The organism is Rathayibacter sp. AY1A5, assembly GCF_002930875.1.
In the GTDB taxonomy this organism is placed as follows: domain Bacteria; phylum Actinomycetota; class Actinomycetes; order Actinomycetales; family Microbacteriaceae; genus Rathayibacter.
Genome location: NZ_PSTM01000012.1, coordinates 1 through 19,520, shown reverse-complemented (window position 1 = coordinate 19,520; position 19,520 = coordinate 1). Strand labels below are relative to the sequence as shown.

Here is a 19,520-nt window from a genome sequence, read left to right as displayed (position 1 = left end):
ACGGATCCCGGCCCGCGGCTCGCAGCGCCTCCGGAATCGGGTTGAATAGACGGATGCGCTCGTTCGAGCGCGGAGAGCGTGAGGTCCATGGCCCGCCAGAGTCCCCCCGGTGAGGTGCTGCCGTCGGCCGCACCCGGGCCGGTGACCGCCGGCCACGAGCCCTTCTCCGAGCAGGACATCCGCGCCCTCGTCGGAACCGCCGCCGTCGAGAAGGGCACCGCGTACGCGGACGAGGGCCGTGTGCGCGAGCTGCAGTGGTTCGGCGGCCGCACCCGCCTCTTCGGCCAGGTCCGCGGATCCGGGCGCTCGCCGTACGCCGTGAGCGTGCAGCTCCGCGACGAGGGCGAGCACTGGACCCTCCTCGGCGGCGCCTGCAGCTGCCCGGTCAAGCACGAGTGCAAGCACGTCGCCGCCGTTCTCATTGAGGCCCTGCGCCGCGAGCGCGAGGGCGGAGTGGCCGGTCCCTTCCCGGGCGAGGCCGCTGTCGACGCCGTCCCCGAGTGGCGCAGCGCGCTCGCCCCGCTCCTCGCCGGCGCGGAGCGCTCGCACACCGGCATCCCGCTCGGCCTGCAGTTCGAGCTGCTGCCCGGCGAGCCCGTGCGTCGCCCGCCCGGTCGCTACAACTCCTACCGGCCGCCGCCCGAGCCGCGCCCGCGCCTGGGCGTGCGCCCGGTGCGGATGGGCGACCGCGATCGCTGGGTCCGCACCGGCACCAGCTGGCGCGACCTCGGCTACCTGCACTACAGCCACGACTACGACGAGCGCCAGATCGACGTGATCCGCGAGATGCAGGGCCTGCTGTCCGGGCACAGCGCCTCCAGCTACTACTCGCCCGACACCTGGCTCTACCTCGACCAGTGCCGGAGCGAGGCGATCTGGGCGGCACTGCACGGCGCCGTCCGCGCGGGCATCGGCCTGGTGATGGGCGACCGCGACCAGACGCCGCTGAAGATCCTCGACACGACGGCCACCGCCTCCATCGACGTCACGCGCACCGCCGCCGGCCTCGAGCTGCGCTCGCTCGTCGCGATCGGCGACCACCCGGCGCCCGAGGAGTTCGGCTTCATCGGCGACCCGGCCGTCGGCCTCTACACGTGGGAGGGCGGCGACGAGATGCGCGCCCGCCCGGTCACGCTCATCCCGTTCGCCGCGCCGCTGCTGTCCTCCGCGCGCACGTTCCTCTGGAGCCGCGAGGCCATCCGCATCCCGGTGGCCGAGGAGTCGGCGTTCCTCACCGAGCACTACCAGCGGCTGCACCGGCTGTTCGACATCGTCTCCCGTGACGGCTCCTTCGAGGCGCCGGCGGTGCCCGAGCCGCGCCTCGGCCTCACCCTCGAGCACACCGACGGCGCGGGCCTGCGCGGCTCGTGGTGGTGGCGCTACGGAGTGGAGGGGGCGCGCGGCGGCGTGGACGCCGAGCGGCTCCCGCTGCGGGTCGGCGAGGACGCGGGCTACCGCGACCCCGAGGCCGAGCAGCGGATCCTCGACTCCCTCGTGGGAGCGGGTCTCGACCCGGAGTCGACGCCGGCCCTGGTGTCCCCGTCGAGCAGGCGCCTGCGTCCCACCTTCGACCTGCGCGGCATGCAGACCGTCGGCTTCCTCACCGGCGAGGTCGAGCGGCTCCGCGAGCTCGGCACCGTCGAGATCGAGGAGATCGGCGAGCGCGTCGAGTACCGCGAGGCGCAGACCGCGCCCGTGGTCGCCGTGCAGACCGTCGCCCAGCCCGACAGCCGCGACTGGTTCAACCTCGAGATCTCCGTCACCGTCAACGACGAGGCGGTCCCGCTGGCCGAGATCTTCCTCGCGCTCGCCCGCGGCGACGAATACATGGTGTTGCCCAGCGGCGTCTACTTCGCCCTCGACGACGAGCGGTTCGGCCGCCTCCGCGAGCTGATCGCCGAGGCCCGCGAGCTCTCGGACGACCCCGGCGAGACCCTGCGGATCAGCCGGTTCCAGTCCTCCCTCTGGGACGAGCTGGTCGAGCTGGGCGTCGTGGAGGCGCAGGCCGCCGCGTGGCGCCGCTCCGTGGAGGGGCTCTCCGGCTTCACCGCGACCGGTGCGCTGGAGTCACGGGTCCTGCCCGAGGGCTTCGCCGTGGAGCTGCGGCCCTACCAGCAGCTCGGCTACGACTGGCTCTCGTTCCTCTACGACAACCAGCTCGGCGGCGTGCTCGCCGACGACATGGGCCTGGGCAAGACCGTGCAGTCCCTCGCCCTGGTCACCCGGGTGATGCAGGAGCAGCGCGCCGCGGCCGCGGAGGCGGGCACCTCGCCGCGCCCGTTCCTCGTCGTCGCGCCCACCAGCGTGGTGCCCAACTGGGTCGGCGAGGCCAAGCGCTTCGCCCCGGACCTCCGCGTCGTCGGGATCGACGAGACGTCGAAGAAGAAGCGGAAGGCGCTCTCCAGCGTCATCGGCGAGGCCGAGCTGGTCGTCACCTCCTACGCCCTGTTCCGGCTCGACTACGAGTCGTACTCGGGCATCCAGTGGTCGGGGCTCCTCCTCGACGAGGCGCAGTTCGTCAAGAACCGCCAGTCGGCGACGCACCAGCTCGCGCGCCGGCTCGACGTGCCCTTCAAGCTCGCCATCACGGGAACGCCGATGGAGAACAACGTGATGGAGCTCTGGTCGCTGCTGTCGATCGTCGCTCCGGGCCTGTTCCCCTCGCCCGCCGGGTTCGTCGAGTTCTACCAGAAGCCGATCGAGCGCGAGGCCGACAGCGAGAAGCTCTCGCAGCTGCGGCGGCGCATCCGCCCGCTGATGCTGCGGCGCACCAAGGAGCTCGTCGCCAAGGAGCTGCCGCCCAAGCAGGAGCAGACCCTCGAGGTCGAGCTCGGCCCGAAGCAGCGGAAGGTCTACGACACGTACCTGGCGCGGGAGCGGCAGCGCGTGCTGGGCCTGATCGGCGACTTCGAGAAGAACCGCTTCGCGATCTTCCGCGCGCTGACCGTGCTGCGCCAGGTCGCGCTCGACGCGGCACTGGTCGACGAGGCGCACGAGAGCGTGCCCTCGACCAAGCTCGACCTGCTCGACGAGCTGCTGGGCGACGCCCTCGGCGAGGGGCACCGCGTGCTGGTGTTCAGCCAGTTCACGCGGTTCCTCGGCCGGGTCCGCGGCCGGCTGGACGCGGCGGGCATCGAGTACGCCTACCTCGACGGAGCGACGAAGAAGCGCGACGAGGTCATCGAGCGGTTCCGCTCGGGCGCGGCGGGCGTGTTCCTGATCTCGCTCAAGGCCGGCGGCTTCGGGCTCAACCTCACCGAGGCCGACTACTGCATCCTGCTCGACCCGTGGTGGAACCCCGCCACCGAGTCGCAGGCGGTCGACCGTGCGCACCGCATCGGCCAGACCCGCTCGGTCATGGTCTACCGCCTGGTCGCGAAGGACACGATCGAGGAGAAGGTGATGGCCCTCAAGGAGGCGAAGGCCGCGCTCTTCGCCGCGGTCATGTCGGACGACGGCGCGGCGGCCACCGGCGGGATCACCGCCGAGGACGTGCGCGAGCTGCTGGGCTGAGCGCCGCCGCTACTCGCGCACCTGCTCCAGCAGGGTCGTGACGGCGGCGCGGGTGTCGGCGGCGAGCCGTCCGAGGCGGTGCGCGGCACGGATCGACACCGGCCGGTACGGGTGCACGAGCCGCCGGGCCGCCGTGCAGGGCAGCGCGAACGCCGCGACGACGCCCGCGTCGATCCCGTCGAGTCCGCCGTCGTCCCGGCCGAAGACGAGCTCCCGGCCCTCGCGCGCGAGAGCCTCCGGCAGGTCGGCCTCGCCGATCGGGAGGCGCAGCACGGCGAGCAGGCCGGCCGCCTGCACCCGGCGCGGCAGCGGGCGTCCGAGGCGTCCCGCCGCGTGCACCGTGAAGAAGTCGGCCTGCTGCTCGAGGATGCCCGTGACCGTCTCGGCGAGGCGCTCCATCTCGGGGTGCAGCGAGAGCCGGGCGAGCCGGCGGTAGCCGTGCACCGCGACCCGGGCGTCCACCGCGAGGGCCAGCGCGACGGGGCCGGCGAGGGAGGCCGCGGCGCGGTCGAGGAGCGGGCGCGACCTCACCGTCGGCTCCGGCGGGCGGACGTCGATGCCGCGGATCTGCGGCGAGGCCGCGAGCACGTCGCCCAGGGCGTCGGCGATCCGGTGCCGCTCGGCGGCCCAGACGGACGCGAACGCGCGGACCTGCTCGTCGGGGTGGGCGCGCGCGAGGGGGAGCACCCGGGCCACGGTGGCGTGCTCGATCGCCCGCAGGTACGCGGTGGCGACGATGGCCTCGCGGTCCAGCGGCACCTCCTCGAACTCGCGCACCGAGAAGTGCTCGCGCAGGGCGCCGTGCGCGCTGCGGTGGTGGTCCTCGAGGTCGAACGGTTCCGCGATGCCCACGTCGTGCTCCTCCGCTAGTCCGGTCCCTCCATCCTGGGCCCCCGGTGCGAGAGGCGGAAGAGCACGCGCCCATCCCTGGGACACTGGGAGCCGGTCATCAGGCGGCCGGGGGAGCGGGGCGGGATGAGCGGGGCCCGGACCTCGGCGATCGGCGCCGTCCTCCTCGCCGCCGTCTGCTTCGGCACGACGGGGACCGCCCAGGCCCTCGGAGCGGCGGGCGTGGATCCGCTCCTCCTCGGGGCGGCGCGCATCGTCCTCGGCGGCGCCCTGCTGGCCGCTCTCCTCGGCGTGGAGGCTCTGCGCCGGCGGAGCCGCTCCCGCCCGACCCGCGCCGTCGTGCTGCTCGTCGTGCTCGGAGCGGTCGGCGTCGCCGCGTACCAGCCCGCCTTCTTCACCGGCACCGCGCAGAACGGCGTCGCGGTCGGCACGATCGTCGCCCTCGGCTCCGCTCCCGCCTTCACCGGCCTGCTGGAGTGGCTCGTCCTGCGGACGACGCCGAGCCCGCGCTGGTTCGCCTCGACCGCGCTCGCCGCGGTCGGCGTGGTGCTCCTCAGCGGAGGCGGATCCGGCGGCGTGACACTCCCCGGCCTCGCCGCGTCGGCCGGCGCCGGCGCCTCCTACGCGCTCTACGCCGTCTGCGGCAAGCTGCTGCTCGAGCGCGGGCTCAGCCCCGTCGCCGCCATGGGAGCCCAGTTCGGGGCCGCGGCGCTGCTGGCGCTCCCGTTCCTGCTGCTGGGCGATCCGTCGCGGCTCTCCGGCTCGATCCCGGCCGTGCTCTGGCTCGGAGTGGTGACGGTCGCCGTGGCCTACACCTTCTTCGCGCGCGGCCTGCGAGTGCTTCCCGCGGCGACCGTCTCGACGCTCACCCTCCTGGAGCCGGCGACCGCGACTCTCCTCGGAGTGGCGGTGCTGGGGGAGCGGCTCACCGCGGGAGCCGTCCTGGGCATCGCGGTGCTGGTGGCGGCGGTGCTGCTGCTGGCGGTGCGGGGGCGCCGCCGTTCCGGTGCGCGGAGAGAGGCGCCGCCGCGCTCCGCGGAGTAGCGTCGACTCCCACCGACCCGACGACGAGGCGGAGCGCATGACCAACCCGTGGCTGGCCCGCCCTGGCAGCGGTCGGCGGCGCGCGCTGGTCGAGGAGTCGTGGGAGCGCGCACGGCGGCGGCGCCTCGATCCGGACCGGCTGACGGCACCGCTCTCGTTCTCGGGCGACGACCTCCGCGAGTACCGCACCGGGCATCCGCTCGCCTCGGTCCTCCCGGTGATCCGCCGCCTGCTGGTGCGCGACGCCGACGAGGACAGCGGCGTGCTCGTCGCGGTGGGCGACGCGCTCGGGCGGCTGCTCTGGATCGACGGGGACCAGCACCTCAAGAGCCTCGCCGAGGGGATGTCGTTCGTCGAGGGCGCGGCGTGGGCCGAGCCCGACGTCGGGACGTCCGCGCCGGGGACGGCCCTCGTGCTCGATCACGGCGTGCAGATCCACGGCGCCGAGCACTTCGCCTCGCTCGTGCACCCGTGGAGCTGCACCGCCGTCCCCGTGCACGACCCCGAGACGCACGAGATCCTCGGAGTGATCGACATCACCGGCGGCGCCGACGTCGTCGCCCCGCAGACCCTCCCGCTGATGGAGGCGACCGCCGCCGCCGCCGAGAGCGAGCTGATGGTGCAGCGGCTCCTCCGGCCGCGGCGGCCCGCCGCACGGAGCACGGCCGCGGCCCGGGCGCCGAGCCTGCGGGTCCTCGGGCGCGAGACGGGCCTGGTGACGGCCGCCGGAGCGACGCTCGAGCTCAGCAGCCGGCACGCCGAGATCCTGACCCTGCTCGCCTGGCACCGGGCCGGGCTCTCGGCCGAGCAGCTCGCCCTCCTGCTCCACGGCCGGGACGACGCGGTGGTCACCGTCCGCGCCGAGATGGTGCGGCTGCGCCGCGCGCTCGAGCCGACCCTCCCGCGCCTGGTGCCCCTCTCGCGCCCCTACCGCCTGGCGAGCCCGGTCGACCTCGACGCCCGCCAGGTGCTGGGCCTGCTCGACCGCGGCTCCCACCGCCTCGCCCTGGACGCCTACCGGGGCGCGCCGCTGCCCTCGTCCGAGGCGCCGGGGATCCGGGCGATCGCCGGCGAGCTGCGCCTGCGGGTGCGGGCGAGCGTCCTCGCCGATGCGGCGCCCGCGACCCTCCTCGCCTGGGCGGAGGGCCCTGACGGCCGCGACGACGCGGAGGTGTGGCGGGAGCTCCTGCGCGTCCTCCCGCCCCGCTCGCCCCGGCGTGCCGGTGTCGCCGCGCACCTCGAGACGATCGAGGCGGAGCAGCGCTGAGCCGTTCCGGTCGCTCCCGGGAGTGCCGCCGGAGCCGTCCGGCCGCGGAGCCGCCTCGCTAGCCTCGACGCATGAGCACCCTCGCACCACCTCCCCGGGCCCTCGCGAGCGGAGTCGCGGGGGGCCTGCTCCTGATGGCGGTCTTCACGATGTGGTGGGCGAGCGACACCACGGTCGGCTGGCCTGCACCGGCGGCGACGACCGCCGTGACCCTCTGCGCGCTCGCGGCCGTGGTCTTCGCCGTGCAGGCCGTCCGCCTCCTCGTCGCCCGGCGGAGGATGGCGGTGGAGCTCACCGACGCCGATCGCGCGGCGAAGCCGAACGGCGTGCTCTTCGGGGCGGTCTTCGCCGCGGAGGGCGTGCTGATCGGTGTCGCGGTGGGCGTCCTCACCGGCACCGGGCTCGAGCGGTTCCTCGTGCCGGCGATCGCCGTGATCGTGGGCCTGCACTTCTACCCGATGGCGAGGATCTTCGGCCGGACCCTCGACCTCTGGCTCGCCACCTGGACGACGCTGGTCGGAGCGATCGGAGTCGTCGTGGTCCTCGTCGACGGCTCCGCCTGGCCGCAGGTGTGGTCCTGGGTCGGCGCGGGGGCCTCAGCGGCCACGGTGACCTACGGCGTCTACATGAGCCGGATCGCCCAGAGCCTGCTCGCGACCGTCTGAGGTCCGGGCCGCCGGGCCCTCCTCCTCGGGCGGCCGCGTCTCCGCCCGGCCGGTCCGGCCTCCGTCCTCGCCGCTCCCGCCGGTGCGTCGACCCGTGCAACGTCGTGCAACCCCCCGCGACGTAGCGTCAGGACCGGGCGCCCACCCCGCGCCCACGACAACGACGTCGATGGAGGTCCACATGACGCTGTACGCCGACCAGGTCGCCGAGCAGGCACCGCAGGAGCCGGGTTCCACGGTCTACGCGAATCCAGGCACGGAGGGATCCGTCGCCTCCTTCCGCTCGCGCTACGACCACTACATCGGAGGCGAGTACGTCGCCCCCGCGAGCGGCCAGTACTTCGAGAACATCACCCCGATCACCGGGAAGCCCTTCTGCGAGATCGCCCGCGGCACCGCCGCCGACGTCGACCGCGCCGTCGAGGCGGGCTGGAAGGCGTTCGCGAGCTGGGGGAAGACCAGCCCCGCCGAGCGCTCGAACATGCTCCTGAAGATCGCCGACCGCATGGAGGCGAACCTCGAGCTGCTCGCCGTCGCCGAGACGTGGGAGAACGGCAAGCCCGTGCGCGAGACCCTCGCCGCCGACATCCCCCTCGCCGTCGACCACTTCCGCTACTTCGCCGGAGCGATCCGCGCGCAGGAGGGAGGCGTCTCCGAGATCGACCACGACACGATCGCGTACCACTTCCACGAGCCGCTGGGCGTGGTCGGGCAGATCATCCCCTGGAACTTCCCGATCCTGATGGCCGTGTGGAAGCTCGCACCGGCGCTCGCCGCGGGCAACTGCGTGGTGCTGAAGCCGGCCGAGCAGACGCCGGCGTCCATCCACGTGCTGCTCGACCTGATCGGCGACCTCATCCCCGCCGGCGTGCTCAACGTCGTCAACGGATTCGGGTTCGAAGCGGGCGCCCCGCTCGCCTCCCACCCGCGCATCCGCAAGATCGCCTTCACCGGCGAGACGACCACCGGCCGCCTGATCATGCAGTACGCCAGCGAGAACCTCATCCCGGTGACGCTGGAGCTGGGCGGCAAGAGCCCCAACGTGTTCTTCGCCGACGTCGCCGCGGAACGCGACTCCTTCTACGACAAGGCGCTCGAGGGCTTCTCGTTCTTCGCCCTCAACCAGGGCGAGGTCTGCACCTGCCCGTCGCGGGCGCTCGTGCAGCGCTCGATCTACGACGACTTCGTCGGAGACGGCCTCGAGCGGGTCAAGCGGATCAAACAGGGCAACCCGCTCGACACCGCCACGATGATCGGCGCCCAGGCCTCGAACGACCAGCTCGAGAAGATCCTCTCCTACATGGACATCGGCAAGCAGGAGGGAGCGAAGCTGCTCATCGGCGGCGACCGCGCCGACCTCGGCGGCGAGCTCAGCGGCGGCTACTACGTCAACCCGACCGTGTTCGAGGGCCGCAACTCGATGCGCATCTTCCAGGAGGAGATCTTCGGCCCCGTCCTCGCCCTCACCTCCTTCGACGACTTCGACGACGCGATCGGCATCGCCAACGACACCCTCTACGGCCTCGGCGCCGGCGTGTGGAGCCGCAACGGCGCCCAGCTCTACCGCGCCGGCCGGGCCATCGAAGCAGGCCGCGTCTGGTCGAACACCTACCACCAGTACCCCGCGCACGCGGCGTTCGGCGGCTACAAGCAGTCGGGCATCGGACGCGAGAACCACAAGGTGATGCTCGACCACTACCAGCAGACGAAGAACCTCCTCGTCTCCTACGCGGAAGGACCGATGGGCTTCTTCTGAGCTGGTTCGCACGGGCTCCTCGTTCCTCGTCGCCCGTGCCGCGGTCGGCTTATTGATGTGGCCGGGTGGGGAGGAGCGGGGAGCGTCCGCACCGAGACCGATCCGCTGGCACGCGGATCCGCCGTTCGGTGCTGGTTGGCACGGGCTCCTCGTTCCTCGTCGCCCGTGCCGCGGTCGGTTCGCCGACGTGGCCGGGTAGGGAGGAGCGGGGAGCGTCCGCACCGAGACGGATCCGCTGGCACGCGGATCCGCCGTTCGGTGCTGGGCCCTGCGGGCGAGGCACCTGGCGACGCGCGGAAGGACGGTGCTCGGCCCTGCGGGCGAGGCACCTGGCGGCGCGTGGGAGGACGGTGCTCGGCCCTGCGGGCGAGGCACCTGACGACGCGCGGGAGAACGGTGCTCGGCCCTGCGGGCGAGGCATCGGACGAGGGGGCGCTCGCTCGTGCTGATCGAGTAGTCCGCGCAGCGGCGTATCGAGACGCCGCCCGGAGGAGTGTCCGGCGTCAGCGGTCGGGCGCATATAGACATTCCGCACAACGAGCGAAGGAGCACCACCCATGACCTCCACGAGGGTCGACGTCACTGCGGAGGCGGCAAGCATGCTCCGCCGGATGACGGCGCTGCACGGGCCGCTCATGTTCCACCAGTCGGGCGGATGCTGCGACGGCAGCTCCCCGATGTGCTTCCCCGCCGGGATGTTCCGCACCGGCGCCTCGGACGTGCTCGTCGAGTCGCTCCGGCTCGACGGCCTGGACCCGATCGACTTCTGGATGTCCCGCTCCCAGTTCGAGTACTGGAAGCACACCCACCTCACCGTCGACCTCGTCGACGGGCGGGGCAGCGGATTCAGCGTCGAAGCCCCCGAGGGCAAGCGCTTCATGATCCGCAGCCGACTGCTCACCGACGACGAGCTCGTCGAGTTCGGGCTCCTCCCCGCCGGAGCCGTCGGGCCCTGAGCCGGCTTCCCTGACCCGTTCCCCCTGACCCGTTCCCGTCGCAGATCCTCGCCGACCGGCGACATCCCGGTCCAGCGGTGTCAGCCGCCCGGAGCAGGAGCGGGCGGCGCCTTCCCCGTGCTCAGCTGCACGCCCACCACCGATCCCTTGTCCACGCGGGTGCCCGCGGCCGGACCGGTGCCGGCCACGGTGTTCATCGGCTGCGTCGAGTCGACCTGCGACGTCGCTCCGGGAGTGAGCCCTGCGGCGGTCAGCGCCTGTGCGGCGGAGTCGCTGGTCCGGCCCGACAGGTCCGGCACGGTGACCTGCGGCGCCGCGATGAGCGACTGGTCGGCCTGCGGGAAGTCGGAGCCGCCGTAGCGGGAGTCGATCGCCGTCATCAACGGCTTCCAGATCCGGTGGCGTGCCGAGGGCGCCCAGCCGCTGTCGAAGTCGATCGAGTCGAGGTTCACCCTCGAGCCGTCCGCGCGTGCCGAGATGCTGCCGACCCAGACCGCGAGGGAGGTCTCGGTCGAGGCGCCGATGGCCCAGGTGTCGGCGGAGTTGTCGGTGGTGCCCGTCTTGGTGATGTGCTGGATGCCGTTCTTCGGATCGTCCTCGACACCCGTGCCCTCGGCGGTCACCTTGAGCATCGTGTACTGCATCGCCGAGGCGACCCTCGACGACACCGCCCGGCTGCAGGTCGTCTCCACCGGCTCGATCTCGCGGCCGTCCGCTCCGACGATCGCCGTGATCGCGACGGGGGTGCAGGTCGTGCCGTTCGCGGCGATGCCGGAGTAGGCGGTCGCCATGGTGAGCGGTGCGATCTCGTTGGTGCCGAGGACCGCTCCCGGCGACTGCACGAGCGCGGTCCCGTCCGCGCGGTGCACTCCGAAGGCCTCGGCCTGCTTGCGGATCTCGCACTGGTCGAGCAGGTGCGACATCCCGGTGAAGCCCGTGTTCAGCGAGTAGATCGTCGAGTACAGCGCCGTCTGGGTGTCGGTGTAGCCGCCGTCGCCGGCGTTCTTGGGGTTGTAGGAGTCGTAGTCCCAGGTGCCCTCGCAGCTGTCGGCGAAGCCGGTCCAGTTCTTCTGCTTCGAGTCGAACTGCTCGAGCAGGGTGTGCCCGCGGTCGAGCCACTCGGCGAGCGTGAACACCTTGTAGGCGGAGCCGGTCTGGAAGCCGTTGCCGCCGCCCGCGGACGCGTCGACGTTGAGGTTGATCGCCGAGAACTCCGGCCCGCTCGCGATCACGTCCGGGTCCTGGCTGTAGCGCTTGTTCTGCACCATCGTGAGGATGCGCCCGGTGCCGTTCTGGACGGCGACCGCCGTCGCCCCGACGTCGAAGCGCGGATCGGAGGAGGGGACCTGCTCGTCCATCAGCTCCTGCGCGGTCCTCTGCAGGTCGAGATCGATCGTCGTGTAGACCTTGATGCCGCCCTGCTTGATCGCCGCGTAGCGCTCGTCGTCGGTCGCTCCGAGCGCCGGGTCGTCTCGGAGGACGTGGGTCACGTAGTCGCAGAAGTAGGCCGCGCTGCCGGCCGTCTGGCAGCCGGTGGACGGCGGGGTGATGTCGGGGGTGATCGCCTCGGCGGCCGCGGCGTCGTGCGCGGCCTGGTCGGAGCTCCCCGTCTCGAGCATCCGATCGAGGATGTAGTCGCGCCGCTCCCGGGTCTGCGCGTAGCCGTTCGCCTCGCCGTTGGCCGTGTCGTCCGGACGGTCGAAGCGGAACTTCTCGGGGTTGTTCACGATGGCCAGGAGCGAGGCGGACTGCGCGAGGGAGAGGTCGGCCGCCGGGATGCCGTAGTAGTACTCCGCCGCGGCCTCGATGCCGTAGACGGTGCCTCCGAACAGCGCGATGTTGAGGTAGCCGAGGAGGATGTCGTCCTTCGAGGACACCTTCTCGAGCCCGATCGCGAGCCGCATCTCCTTGAGCTTGCGCTCGGCCGTGGTCGCCGTCGCCTCCGCGTACGCGCGGTCGCGGTCCGCCTCGTCCGGGATCGACTCGGCCTTCTGCACCAGCACGTTCTTCACGTACTGCTGCGTGATCGACGAGCCGCCCTGGGTGTCGCCGTCGAGGAGGTAGGTACTGGCGATGGCGCGGAGGGTGCCCTGCAGGTCGATCCCGCCGTGGTCGTAGAAGCGCGGGTCCTCGCTCGCGACGAGCGCGTCCTTCACGGAGTCGGCGATCCGGTCGGCCGGCACCTCGATCCGGTTCTGGTCGTAGAAGGAGGCCAGCAGCGTCGGATCGTCCGGGTCGCCCGCGTAGACGTCGCTCTTCTGCATCAGGCGCCCGACCTCGAGGTAGCTCGGGAGGGACTGGAACGCCGAGATGGTGCCGGAGGTCGCCGCGCCGGTGAGCGCGGCGGCGGGGGCGACCACGAGCGAGGCGAGCAGACCCGCCAGGACGCTGACGATCACGAATCCGAACAGCGCGCCGAGAGCCCCGTGGACGGTTCGACGGGGCTGGAAGACGGGGACGTTCGGTCGCTTCAGGATGGATCCTCTCGCTGCACCAGCACCCTAGGCGAGGCCTGCGACATCCCCGACGAGGCGCGCCACGGCCGCGCCGGACGCCTGTCCGCCCGGAGTCGGCGCGACGGCGCCTGCGCAGGCCCGACGCCTGCGACAGCAGAAGGGGCCGACCCCCGGCGGGATCGGCCCCTTCACGGGACGGGCGACGTCTCTACTCGATCAGGTCGCCGTTCAGGTCCGAGATGTCGTTCGGATTGGCCGGAGCCTTGCCCGTGCTCACCTGGAGGGGGATCACCCCGCCGGCGACCGCCGTCTCCTCCGCGCTCGGCGTCGTCGACACGACGGAGCCCTCAGGGATCGTCGCGGAGTCGACCGACTCGTGCATCCCGACGACGAAACCGGCGGCGGTGAGGATCGCCGTGGCGCTCTCGACCGTCTCGCCCGTCACGTCGGGGACCTCGGAGTTCGCCGCCGATCGGGGCGAGTACGCGAGCATCGAGGCCGGCGGTGCCGTGAAGTCGTCGCCGCCGTACTTCTCGTCGAGCGCCGTCATGATCGGCTTCCAGATGGCGTGCCGGGCGTTGGAGGCGCGGATGGTGCCCTTCTCGCCCGTCAGGCTGATGAAGCGCAGGTTCTGCTTGGTGTTGTCGGCGAAGCCGTTGATGCTGCCGACCCAGACCGCCAGGGAGGCGGCCTTGCTGGCGCCCGCCGTCCATACGTCGGCGGCCTCGTCGGTGGTGCCCGTCTTGCCGATGTGCTCGATCCCGTCGAAGGGGTTCGAGGCGTAGGCCGTTCCGGAGGTCATCACCCGCTGCATCGCGTACTGCATCCCTCGGGCGACCTCGGGCGACACGGAGGGCGTGCACGCCGATGCCGGGGCGGCGACGGCGTTGCCCTCGCTGTCGGTGATCCGGTCGATGACGATCGCCGAGCAGGTCGTGCCGTCGTTCGCGATCCCCGCGTAGGCGTTGGCCACCGTCAGCGGCGCGATCTCGTTCGTCCCGAGGACCGAGGCCGGCCCGTTGGCGAGCTCGCGGCCGTCGGCGCGGTGCATCCCGAACGACTCGGCGGTGGTGCGGATGTCGCAGAGGTCGAGCTGCTGCGCCATTCCCATGAAGCCGGTGTTGATCGAGTTCGTGGTCGCGCCGAGCGCGCTCATCGAGCTCGCGTCCTCCGACGGGTCGTCGTTGCGAGGCGAGAACTTGCCGTAGTAGCCGCCGTCGCCCTCGACGTTGCACTTCTGGGGGTAGGAGCTGAAGCCGGAGGTGGGGGAGGCGAACGACTCGTTGACGGTGTGCCCCGCCTTCAGCCACTGCGCCAGCGTGAACACCTTGTAGGTCGATCCGGTCTGCACGCCGGAGCCGCCGCCCATGCTGAGGTCGACGTTGAGGTTGATCGCGCTGTAGCCGGGGTTCGCGGCGAGGAACTGCTCGTCCTGGCTGTACTGCGTGTTCTGCACCATGGAGAGCACGCGGCCCGTCTTCGCCTCGACGGAGGCGGCCGTCGCGCCGACCTGGAAGCGCGGGTCGACGGAGGGGATGTAGGCGTTGAGCGCCGCCTGCGAGACCTGCTGGATGTCGAGGTCGAGGGTCGTCACGACGTCGAAGCCGCCCTGGCGGATGCGCTGATAGCGCTCGTCGTCGGTCGCCCCGAAGACGGAGTCGTTGCGGAGGACGTTCAGCACGTAGTCGCAGAAGTACGCGGCGTTGCCGGCGGTGGTGCAGCCGGTCGAGGGCTCCGTGATGTTCGGGGTGATCGGCTCGGCGACGGCCGCGTCGTGCGCGGCCTGGTCGATCCGGCCGTGCTTGAGCTCCTCCGACAGGATGTAGTCGCGGCGCTCCTTGGTGGCGGCGTAGCCGTTGGCGGCGCCGTTCGCCTCGTCGCCCGGGTTGTCGAAGCGGAACTTCGCCGGGTTGTTCACGATCGCCAGCAGCGCGGCCGCCTGCGAGGTCGAGAGCTGGCTCGCGGGGATGCCGTAGTAGTAGTTCGCCGCGGCCTCGATGCCGTAGACGGTGCCCCCGAAGAGGGCGATGTTGAGGTAGCCGAGCAGGATGTCGTCCTTCGACGCCTCCTTCTCGAGTCCGATCGCGAGGCGCATCTCCTTGAGCTTGCGCTCGGGGGTCGGGTCCGTCGCCTCCTGGTAGGCCTTGTCGCGCGCGGCCTCGTCGGTGATCGACTCCGCCTTCTGCACCAGGACGTTCTTGACGTACTGCTGCGTGATCGACGACCCGCCCTGCAGGTCGTCGCCCGTCAGCGTGACGGCGATGGCCCGGAGCGTGCCCTGGAGGTCGATGCCGCCGTGCTCGTAGAAGCGCGGGTCCTCGCCGGCGACGGCGGCGTCCTTCGCGGACTGCGCGACGTCGTCCCAGCCGACCTCCACGCGGTTCTGGTCGTAGACGGAGGCGAGGAGGGTCGTCCCGTCGCTCGCGTAGACGTTGGTGCGCTGCATCAGCTGGCCCACGTCGAGGTAGCCCGGCAGGTTCTGGAACATGCCGATCGTGTTGCTCGTCGCCAGGCCCGTCAGCGCGAGAGCCGGCGTGACGCCGACGGTGATCAGGACGCCCGCCACGGCGCTCATCCCGATGAACCCCATGACCGCCCGCAGCGACATCCCGAGCGGCCGGACGGAGCGGCGGGATGCAGTGGGAAGTGCCATGGAGCGGTCGTCCTTTCGACGCGGCGCCGGGCCGCGGAGATGTGAGGGAGGGTGGCGAGAAGCCTCGCGAGCAGTCGCGCGATCCCCCGGGTTCATGGTACGTGACGGGTGCGCCCGCGGGGCGTCCTCCTCCCGGTGGAGATCAGGAGCTGGCGGGTGATGCGCAGGAGCGGGCGCGTCCGGGGTGCTGACCTCGGGTCGATGCATCCGTATCGTGGGGGGAGCGCCGCTCCGAGGGGCGCTGCAGCACCCGTTCCACCCACCGCTCCGGGGCCCCGGGCGGCCGGCCCCGGCAGAAAGCGCACACCATGGCACGCATCCACGACGACGTGACCCAGCTCGTCGGCAGGACCCCTCTCGTCCGCATCAACCGGCTGGAGGGCGCCGACCAGGCGACGGTCCTCGCCAAGCTCGAGTTCTACAACCCTGCGAACAGCGTGAAGGACCGCATCGGCGTCGCCATCATCGACGCGGCCGAGGCCTCCGGCGAGCTGCACCCCGGCGGGACGATCGTCGAGGGCACGAGCGGCAACACCGGCATCGCGCTCGCGATGGTGGGTGCCGCCCGCGGCTACAAGGTCGTCCTCACGATGCCCGAGACGATGTCCGTCGAGCGCCGGGTCCTCCTCCGCGCCTACGGAGCCGAGATCGTGCTCACCCCCGGCAGCGAGGGCATGCGCGGAGCGGTCGAGCGCGCCCGCGCGATCGTCGACGAGACCCCCGGCGCGATCCTCGCCCGCCAGTTCGAGAACGCCGCCAACCCCGAGGTGCACCGCCGCACCACCGCGGAGGAGGTCTGGGAGGACACCGACGGCGAGGTCGACGTCTTCGTGGCCGGCATCGGCACCGGCGGCACCATCACCGGAGTCGGCCAGGTGCTCAAGGAGCGCAAGCCCGGTGTGCAGATCATCGGAGTGGAGCCGATCGACTCCCCGCTCCTCACCCAGGGCACCGCCGGTCCGCACAAGATCCAGGGCATCGGCGCCAACTTCGTCCCCGCGATCCTCGACCGCGAGGTCTACGACGAGATCATCGACGTGACGCTCGACGACTCCGTGCGGGTGGCCCGCGAGATGGCCGCGCAGGAGGGGATCCTCGGCGGCATCTCCTCCGGCTCGATCATGTGGGCCGCGCTCGAGGTCGCGAAGCGCCCCGAGAACGCGGGGAAGACCATCGTCGCCATCGTCTGCGACTTCGGCGAGCGGTACATCTCGACCGTCCTGTACGAGGACCTCCGCAGCTGAGCCCCTCGAGACGAGGCGGGACGCCCCGCTCCGGACGCGACGGTCGGCCGGAGCGCCGCGTCCCGTCCGGACCGGAGCGTCCCGGGCTCCTCGCCCTGCTCCGCGAGGACGTCCGCACCGCCCGGGAGCGCGACCCCGCCGCCCGGAGCGCGGTGGAGGTCGTCCTCTCCTACCCGGGAGTGCACGCGGTCTGGGTGCACCGCGTCGCGCACGCCTGGTGGCGGCGGGGCCTCCGCCTGCCCGCCCGGCTGCTCAGCCAGGCGGCGCGCGCGGCGACCGGAGTGGAGATCCACCCCGGTGCGACCATCGGCCGGCGTCTGTTCATCGACCACGGCATGGGCGTCGTCATCGGCGAGACCGCGCGGATCGGCGACGACTGCATGCTCTACCACTCCGTCACGCTGGGCGGGAGGTCGGCCCGGCGCGAGCGTCGGCACCCCACGCTCGGCGACCGGGTGGTCGTCGGCGCCGGCGCGGTCGTCCTGGGCCCGCTCGTGCTCGGATCCGACGTCAGCGTGGGCGCGAACGCCGTCGTGGTGAAGGACGCGCCCGACGGAGCGGTGCTCGTCGGCATCCCGGCCCGCGATCTGCGCGATCAGGGCGGGGAGGAGGACCCGCTCGCCGGGTCCGGCCGCTCCACCGGACCGGCGGGACGCGTCTAGCCGGTGACGCTCAGTCGTCGCCCCTCGGCGAGATGTCGCGCGGGGCGCTCTTGATCTGCGCGAAGGCGTCGAGTGCGTGCGCCCGCGTCTCCTTGAGGTCGACGAGGGGCGCCGGGTAGCCGTCCGCGCCTCCGGTCAGCGTGTCCTCGAGCGTCCACGGCTCGTGCACGGCGGCGCCCTCGACTCCGTCCAGCTCCGGCACGTTGTGGCGGATGTACTCGCCGGCCGGGTCGAACTTCCTCGACTGCGTGACCGGGTTGAAGACCCGGAAGAACGGCGACGCATCGGCTCCCGAGCCCGCGACCCACTGCCAGTTCGCGGCGTTGCTCGCCGGGTCCGCGTCGACCAGGGTGTCCCAGAACCACTCCTCGCCCACCCGCCAGTCGACCAGCAGGTTCTTGATCAGGAACGACGCGGTCACCATCCGGACCCGGTTGTGCATGTAGCCGGTGCTCCAGAGCTCGCGCATACCGGCGTCCACCAGGGGGTAGCCGGTGCGCCCCTGGTGCCAGGCGTCGATCGCCTCCTGGCCGGGGCGTCCCCACGGGAAGGAGTCGAACCGGGTGTCGAAGTTCGCGGTCGCCAGATCCGGCCAGTGGAACAGCAGGTGGTAGCAGAACTCGCGCCAGAGCACCTCGGAGAGGAACCGGTCGCTGCCGTCGCCGCGGTGCAGGCCCTTCGCGTGCGCCTCCTCCAGGGCGTGCCACACCTGGAAGGGGCTGATCTCGCCCCACCTCAGGTGCGGGGAGAGGTTCGAGGTGGCGTCCTCCGCCGGCCGGTCGCGACCGTCTGCGTAGTCGTCGAGCTGCTCCGCGAGGAACGCGCGCAGCCGGTCGGCCGCCGCCTTCTCGCCGGGGACCCAGCGCTCGCGCAGCCCTCCCGCCCAGTCGGGACGCGTGGGCAGCAGCTCCCAGTCGTCGAGGGAGTCGGAGGCGATCTCTCCCGTGACGCCGTCGAGCGAGCGGGGGCGGGGGAGCGGCGCGCGCGGCGTCGGCTTGGCGCGGCAGGCGCGGGCGAAGGGCGTGTAGACGGAGTAGGGGCCGCCCGCGCCGGTCTGCACGGTCCACGGCTCGAACATCAGCGAGCCCTGGTGGCTCTCGGCCTCGAGGCCGCCGTTGCGGAGCGATTCCTTCACCGCCGCGTCGACGGTGCGCTCGGCCCTCCCGTAGCGGCGGTTCCAGTGCACGGCTCCGGCGCCGATCTCCTCGGCGAGCTGGAGGACGACGGCCTCGGCCGGCCCGCGGCGCAGGATCAGCGGGGCGCCGTGCTCGCGCAGGTCGGCGGCGAGGGCTGCGAGGCTGCCGTGCAGCCACCAGCGGGAGGCGCCCCCGAGCGGACGGATGCCCGCCGACTCCTCGTCGAGCACGTAGCAGACCGCGACGGGGCCGCCACGGCCGATCGCAGCGCGCAGAGCGGGGTTGTCGGCCAGGCGCAGGTCGTCGCGGAGCCAGACGAGGGTGGGGGAGGTGTCACTCATGGTGACCACCATGATCCGCGAGTCCCGCGCCGCGGCGAAGACCTGGCCGGTCGCTGCGGCCCGTGCTAGCGGGGACGGATCAGGAGGAGGCGATGCCGTCGCGGAGCTTGTCGCAGAGCGCGGTCAGCTGCTTCAGCTCGTTTTCGTCGAGGACGCCGCCGACCTGCTCCGAGATGGTCCTCATGTGGGTGAGCGCGACGCGGCGGAAGAGCGCGTAGCCCTCGTCGGTGATCGCGATGATCGTGCCGCGGGCGTCCGCCGGATCCTCGCTCTTCTCGACGCAGCCGCGGGCGGCGAGCCGGTCGATCAGCCTGCTGACGCTGGGCTGCGTCAGGAGGACGTGCCGGTTCAGGTCGCGCAGCCGTGCGCGCCGACCGGGCTGCCGGGTGAGGTTGAAGAGCACGTCGTACTCGTTCATCGAGATCTCCCGCGAGGGGAACTCGGTGCTCAGGGTGCGCATCACCTGGACCTGGGCGCGGAAGAGCGACTCCCAGGCGGCGACGGCCTCTCTCGACCCCACTGGTCCTCCTTCTCGGCGCTCAGGAAGCGGTTCCCTGACATCCAGACGCCGTACAGCCTACGCCGGGGTGCTGAGAGGAGGGGAGTCGGAGGAAGGGGGCCGGGGGAACGACAGAAGGCCGGCCGCTGAGGCGAGCGGCCGGCCTTCATTCCCTTGCACCAAGAGTGTCCTGCAATCACTTCTCGCGCTTCCCGCCACAGCAAACGGTCGACGCACTTGAACTATATAACGACCCGGTAACGACGCAACCCTCTCTTTCCTGAATCCTCCCTGAGCCGCCCCGCCCCGCCCGTCGCCGCGCCCGCCCGCGCTCCGCACGACTCTCTCCTGACCCAGGACGCCCCGTCTGCCGCCTCCGACGTCCCCCAGGGCACCGAGGCCCGCGGCTTCGCCCTGTACGTCGGCATCGACGAGGCCAAGGCCCGCGCCGCCGGAGTCGACCTCGGCCGCCTGGTCGA

The 19,520-nt window shown here is 72.2% G+C and carries 13 protein-coding genes and 1 pseudogene; 9 read left to right on the top strand and 5 right to left on the bottom strand.

Annotation, left to right across the window (positions count from 1 at the left end):
* The first annotated feature begins 87 nt into the window (after positions 1 to 87).
* Positions 88 to 3,513 carry a DEAD/DEAH box helicase gene (locus C5B98_RS09950; protein ID WP_104224188.1) on the top strand — a complete coding sequence of 1,142 codons (3,426 nt, stop codon included), beginning with the start codon at positions 88 to 90 and terminating at the stop codon, positions 3,511 to 3,513.
* 9 nt (positions 3,514 to 3,522) lie between these two features.
* Here C5B98_RS09950 and C5B98_RS09945 read toward each other — a convergent pair whose 3' ends face one another.
* On the bottom strand, positions 3,523 to 4,365 hold the full coding sequence (locus tag C5B98_RS09945; RefSeq protein ID WP_104327728.1) for a hypothetical protein: 843 nt from the start codon (positions 4,363 to 4,365) through the stop codon (positions 3,523 to 3,525).
* Between the two features lie 123 nt (positions 4,366 to 4,488).
* Between C5B98_RS09945 and C5B98_RS09940 the strand changes: the two genes are divergently transcribed.
* From C5B98_RS09940 to C5B98_RS09920, 5 genes are all read left to right on the top strand, one after another.
* The gene (locus C5B98_RS09940; protein WP_104233440.1) at positions 4,489 to 5,406 is read left to right on the top strand and encodes a DMT family transporter; all 918 of its coding nucleotides are present in this window, start codon (positions 4,489 to 4,491) and stop codon (positions 5,404 to 5,406) included.
* Between the two features lie 37 nt (positions 5,407 to 5,443).
* Positions 5,444 to 6,673 (top strand): GAF domain-containing protein, encoded by a 1,230-nt coding sequence (locus C5B98_RS09935; protein WP_104327727.1) that lies wholly within the window; start codon positions 5,444 to 5,446, stop codon positions 6,671 to 6,673.
* Positions 6,674 to 6,744: 71 nt separating this feature from the next.
* Positions 6,745 to 7,338, top strand: coding sequence for a hypothetical protein (locus C5B98_RS09930; protein WP_104327726.1), 594 nt, complete (start codon positions 6,745 to 6,747; stop codon positions 7,336 to 7,338).
* Positions 7,339 to 7,519: 181 nt separating this feature from the next.
* On the top strand, positions 7,520 to 9,094 hold the full coding sequence (locus tag C5B98_RS09925; protein ID WP_104327759.1) for an aldehyde dehydrogenase family protein: 1,575 nt from the start codon (positions 7,520 to 7,522) through the stop codon (positions 9,092 to 9,094).
* A 557-nt stretch (positions 9,095 to 9,651) separates the two neighbouring features.
* Positions 9,652 to 10,050 (top strand): DUF779 domain-containing protein, encoded by a 399-nt coding sequence (locus C5B98_RS09920; protein ID WP_104233437.1) that lies wholly within the window; start codon positions 9,652 to 9,654, stop codon positions 10,048 to 10,050.
* 80 nt (positions 10,051 to 10,130) lie between these two features.
* Here C5B98_RS09920 and C5B98_RS09915 read toward each other — a convergent pair whose 3' ends face one another.
* Positions 10,131 to 12,449, bottom strand: a complete 2,319-nt coding sequence (locus tag C5B98_RS09915) for a transglycosylase domain-containing protein (protein WP_104327725.1) — start codon at positions 12,447 to 12,449, stop codon at positions 10,131 to 10,133.
* 265 nt (positions 12,450 to 12,714) lie between these two features.
* Positions 12,715 to 15,159, bottom strand: a complete 2,445-nt coding sequence (locus C5B98_RS09910; protein WP_159939720.1) for a penicillin-binding protein — start codon at positions 15,157 to 15,159, stop codon at positions 12,715 to 12,717.
* Positions 15,160 to 15,467: 308 nt separating this feature from the next.
* On the opposite strand from C5B98_RS09910, the gene cysK reads away from it, so the two are divergent.
* Both cysK and epsC read left to right on the top strand, forming a co-directional pair.
* A complete protein-coding gene (gene cysK, locus C5B98_RS09905) occupies positions 15,468 to 16,403 on the top strand; it encodes a cysteine synthase A (RefSeq protein ID WP_104237779.1) in 936 nt (311 codons plus the stop codon).
* A 95-nt stretch (positions 16,404 to 16,498) separates the two neighbouring features.
* Entirely contained in the window at positions 16,499 to 17,065 is a 567-nt protein-coding gene (gene epsC / locus C5B98_RS09900) for a serine O-acetyltransferase EpsC (RefSeq protein WP_104224204.1), read from the top strand.
* A gap of 10 nt (positions 17,066 to 17,075) precedes the next feature.
* Here epsC and C5B98_RS09895 read toward each other — a convergent pair whose 3' ends face one another.
* Together C5B98_RS09895 and C5B98_RS09890 are read right to left on the bottom strand one after the other, a co-directional pair.
* A complete protein-coding gene (locus C5B98_RS09895; RefSeq protein ID WP_104266779.1) occupies positions 17,076 to 18,542 on the bottom strand; it encodes a deoxyribodipyrimidine photo-lyase in 1,467 nt (488 codons plus the stop codon).
* A 79-nt stretch (positions 18,543 to 18,621) separates the two neighbouring features.
* Positions 18,622 to 19,002, bottom strand: coding sequence for a MarR family winged helix-turn-helix transcriptional regulator (locus C5B98_RS09890; protein WP_104224206.1), 381 nt, complete (start codon positions 19,000 to 19,002; stop codon positions 18,622 to 18,624).
* A 330-nt stretch (positions 19,003 to 19,332) separates the two neighbouring features.
* Between C5B98_RS09890 and C5B98_RS17285 the strand changes: the two are divergent.
* Positions 19,333 to 19,520, top strand: a pseudogene (locus C5B98_RS17285) (winged helix family transcriptional regulator); the annotation flags it as partial.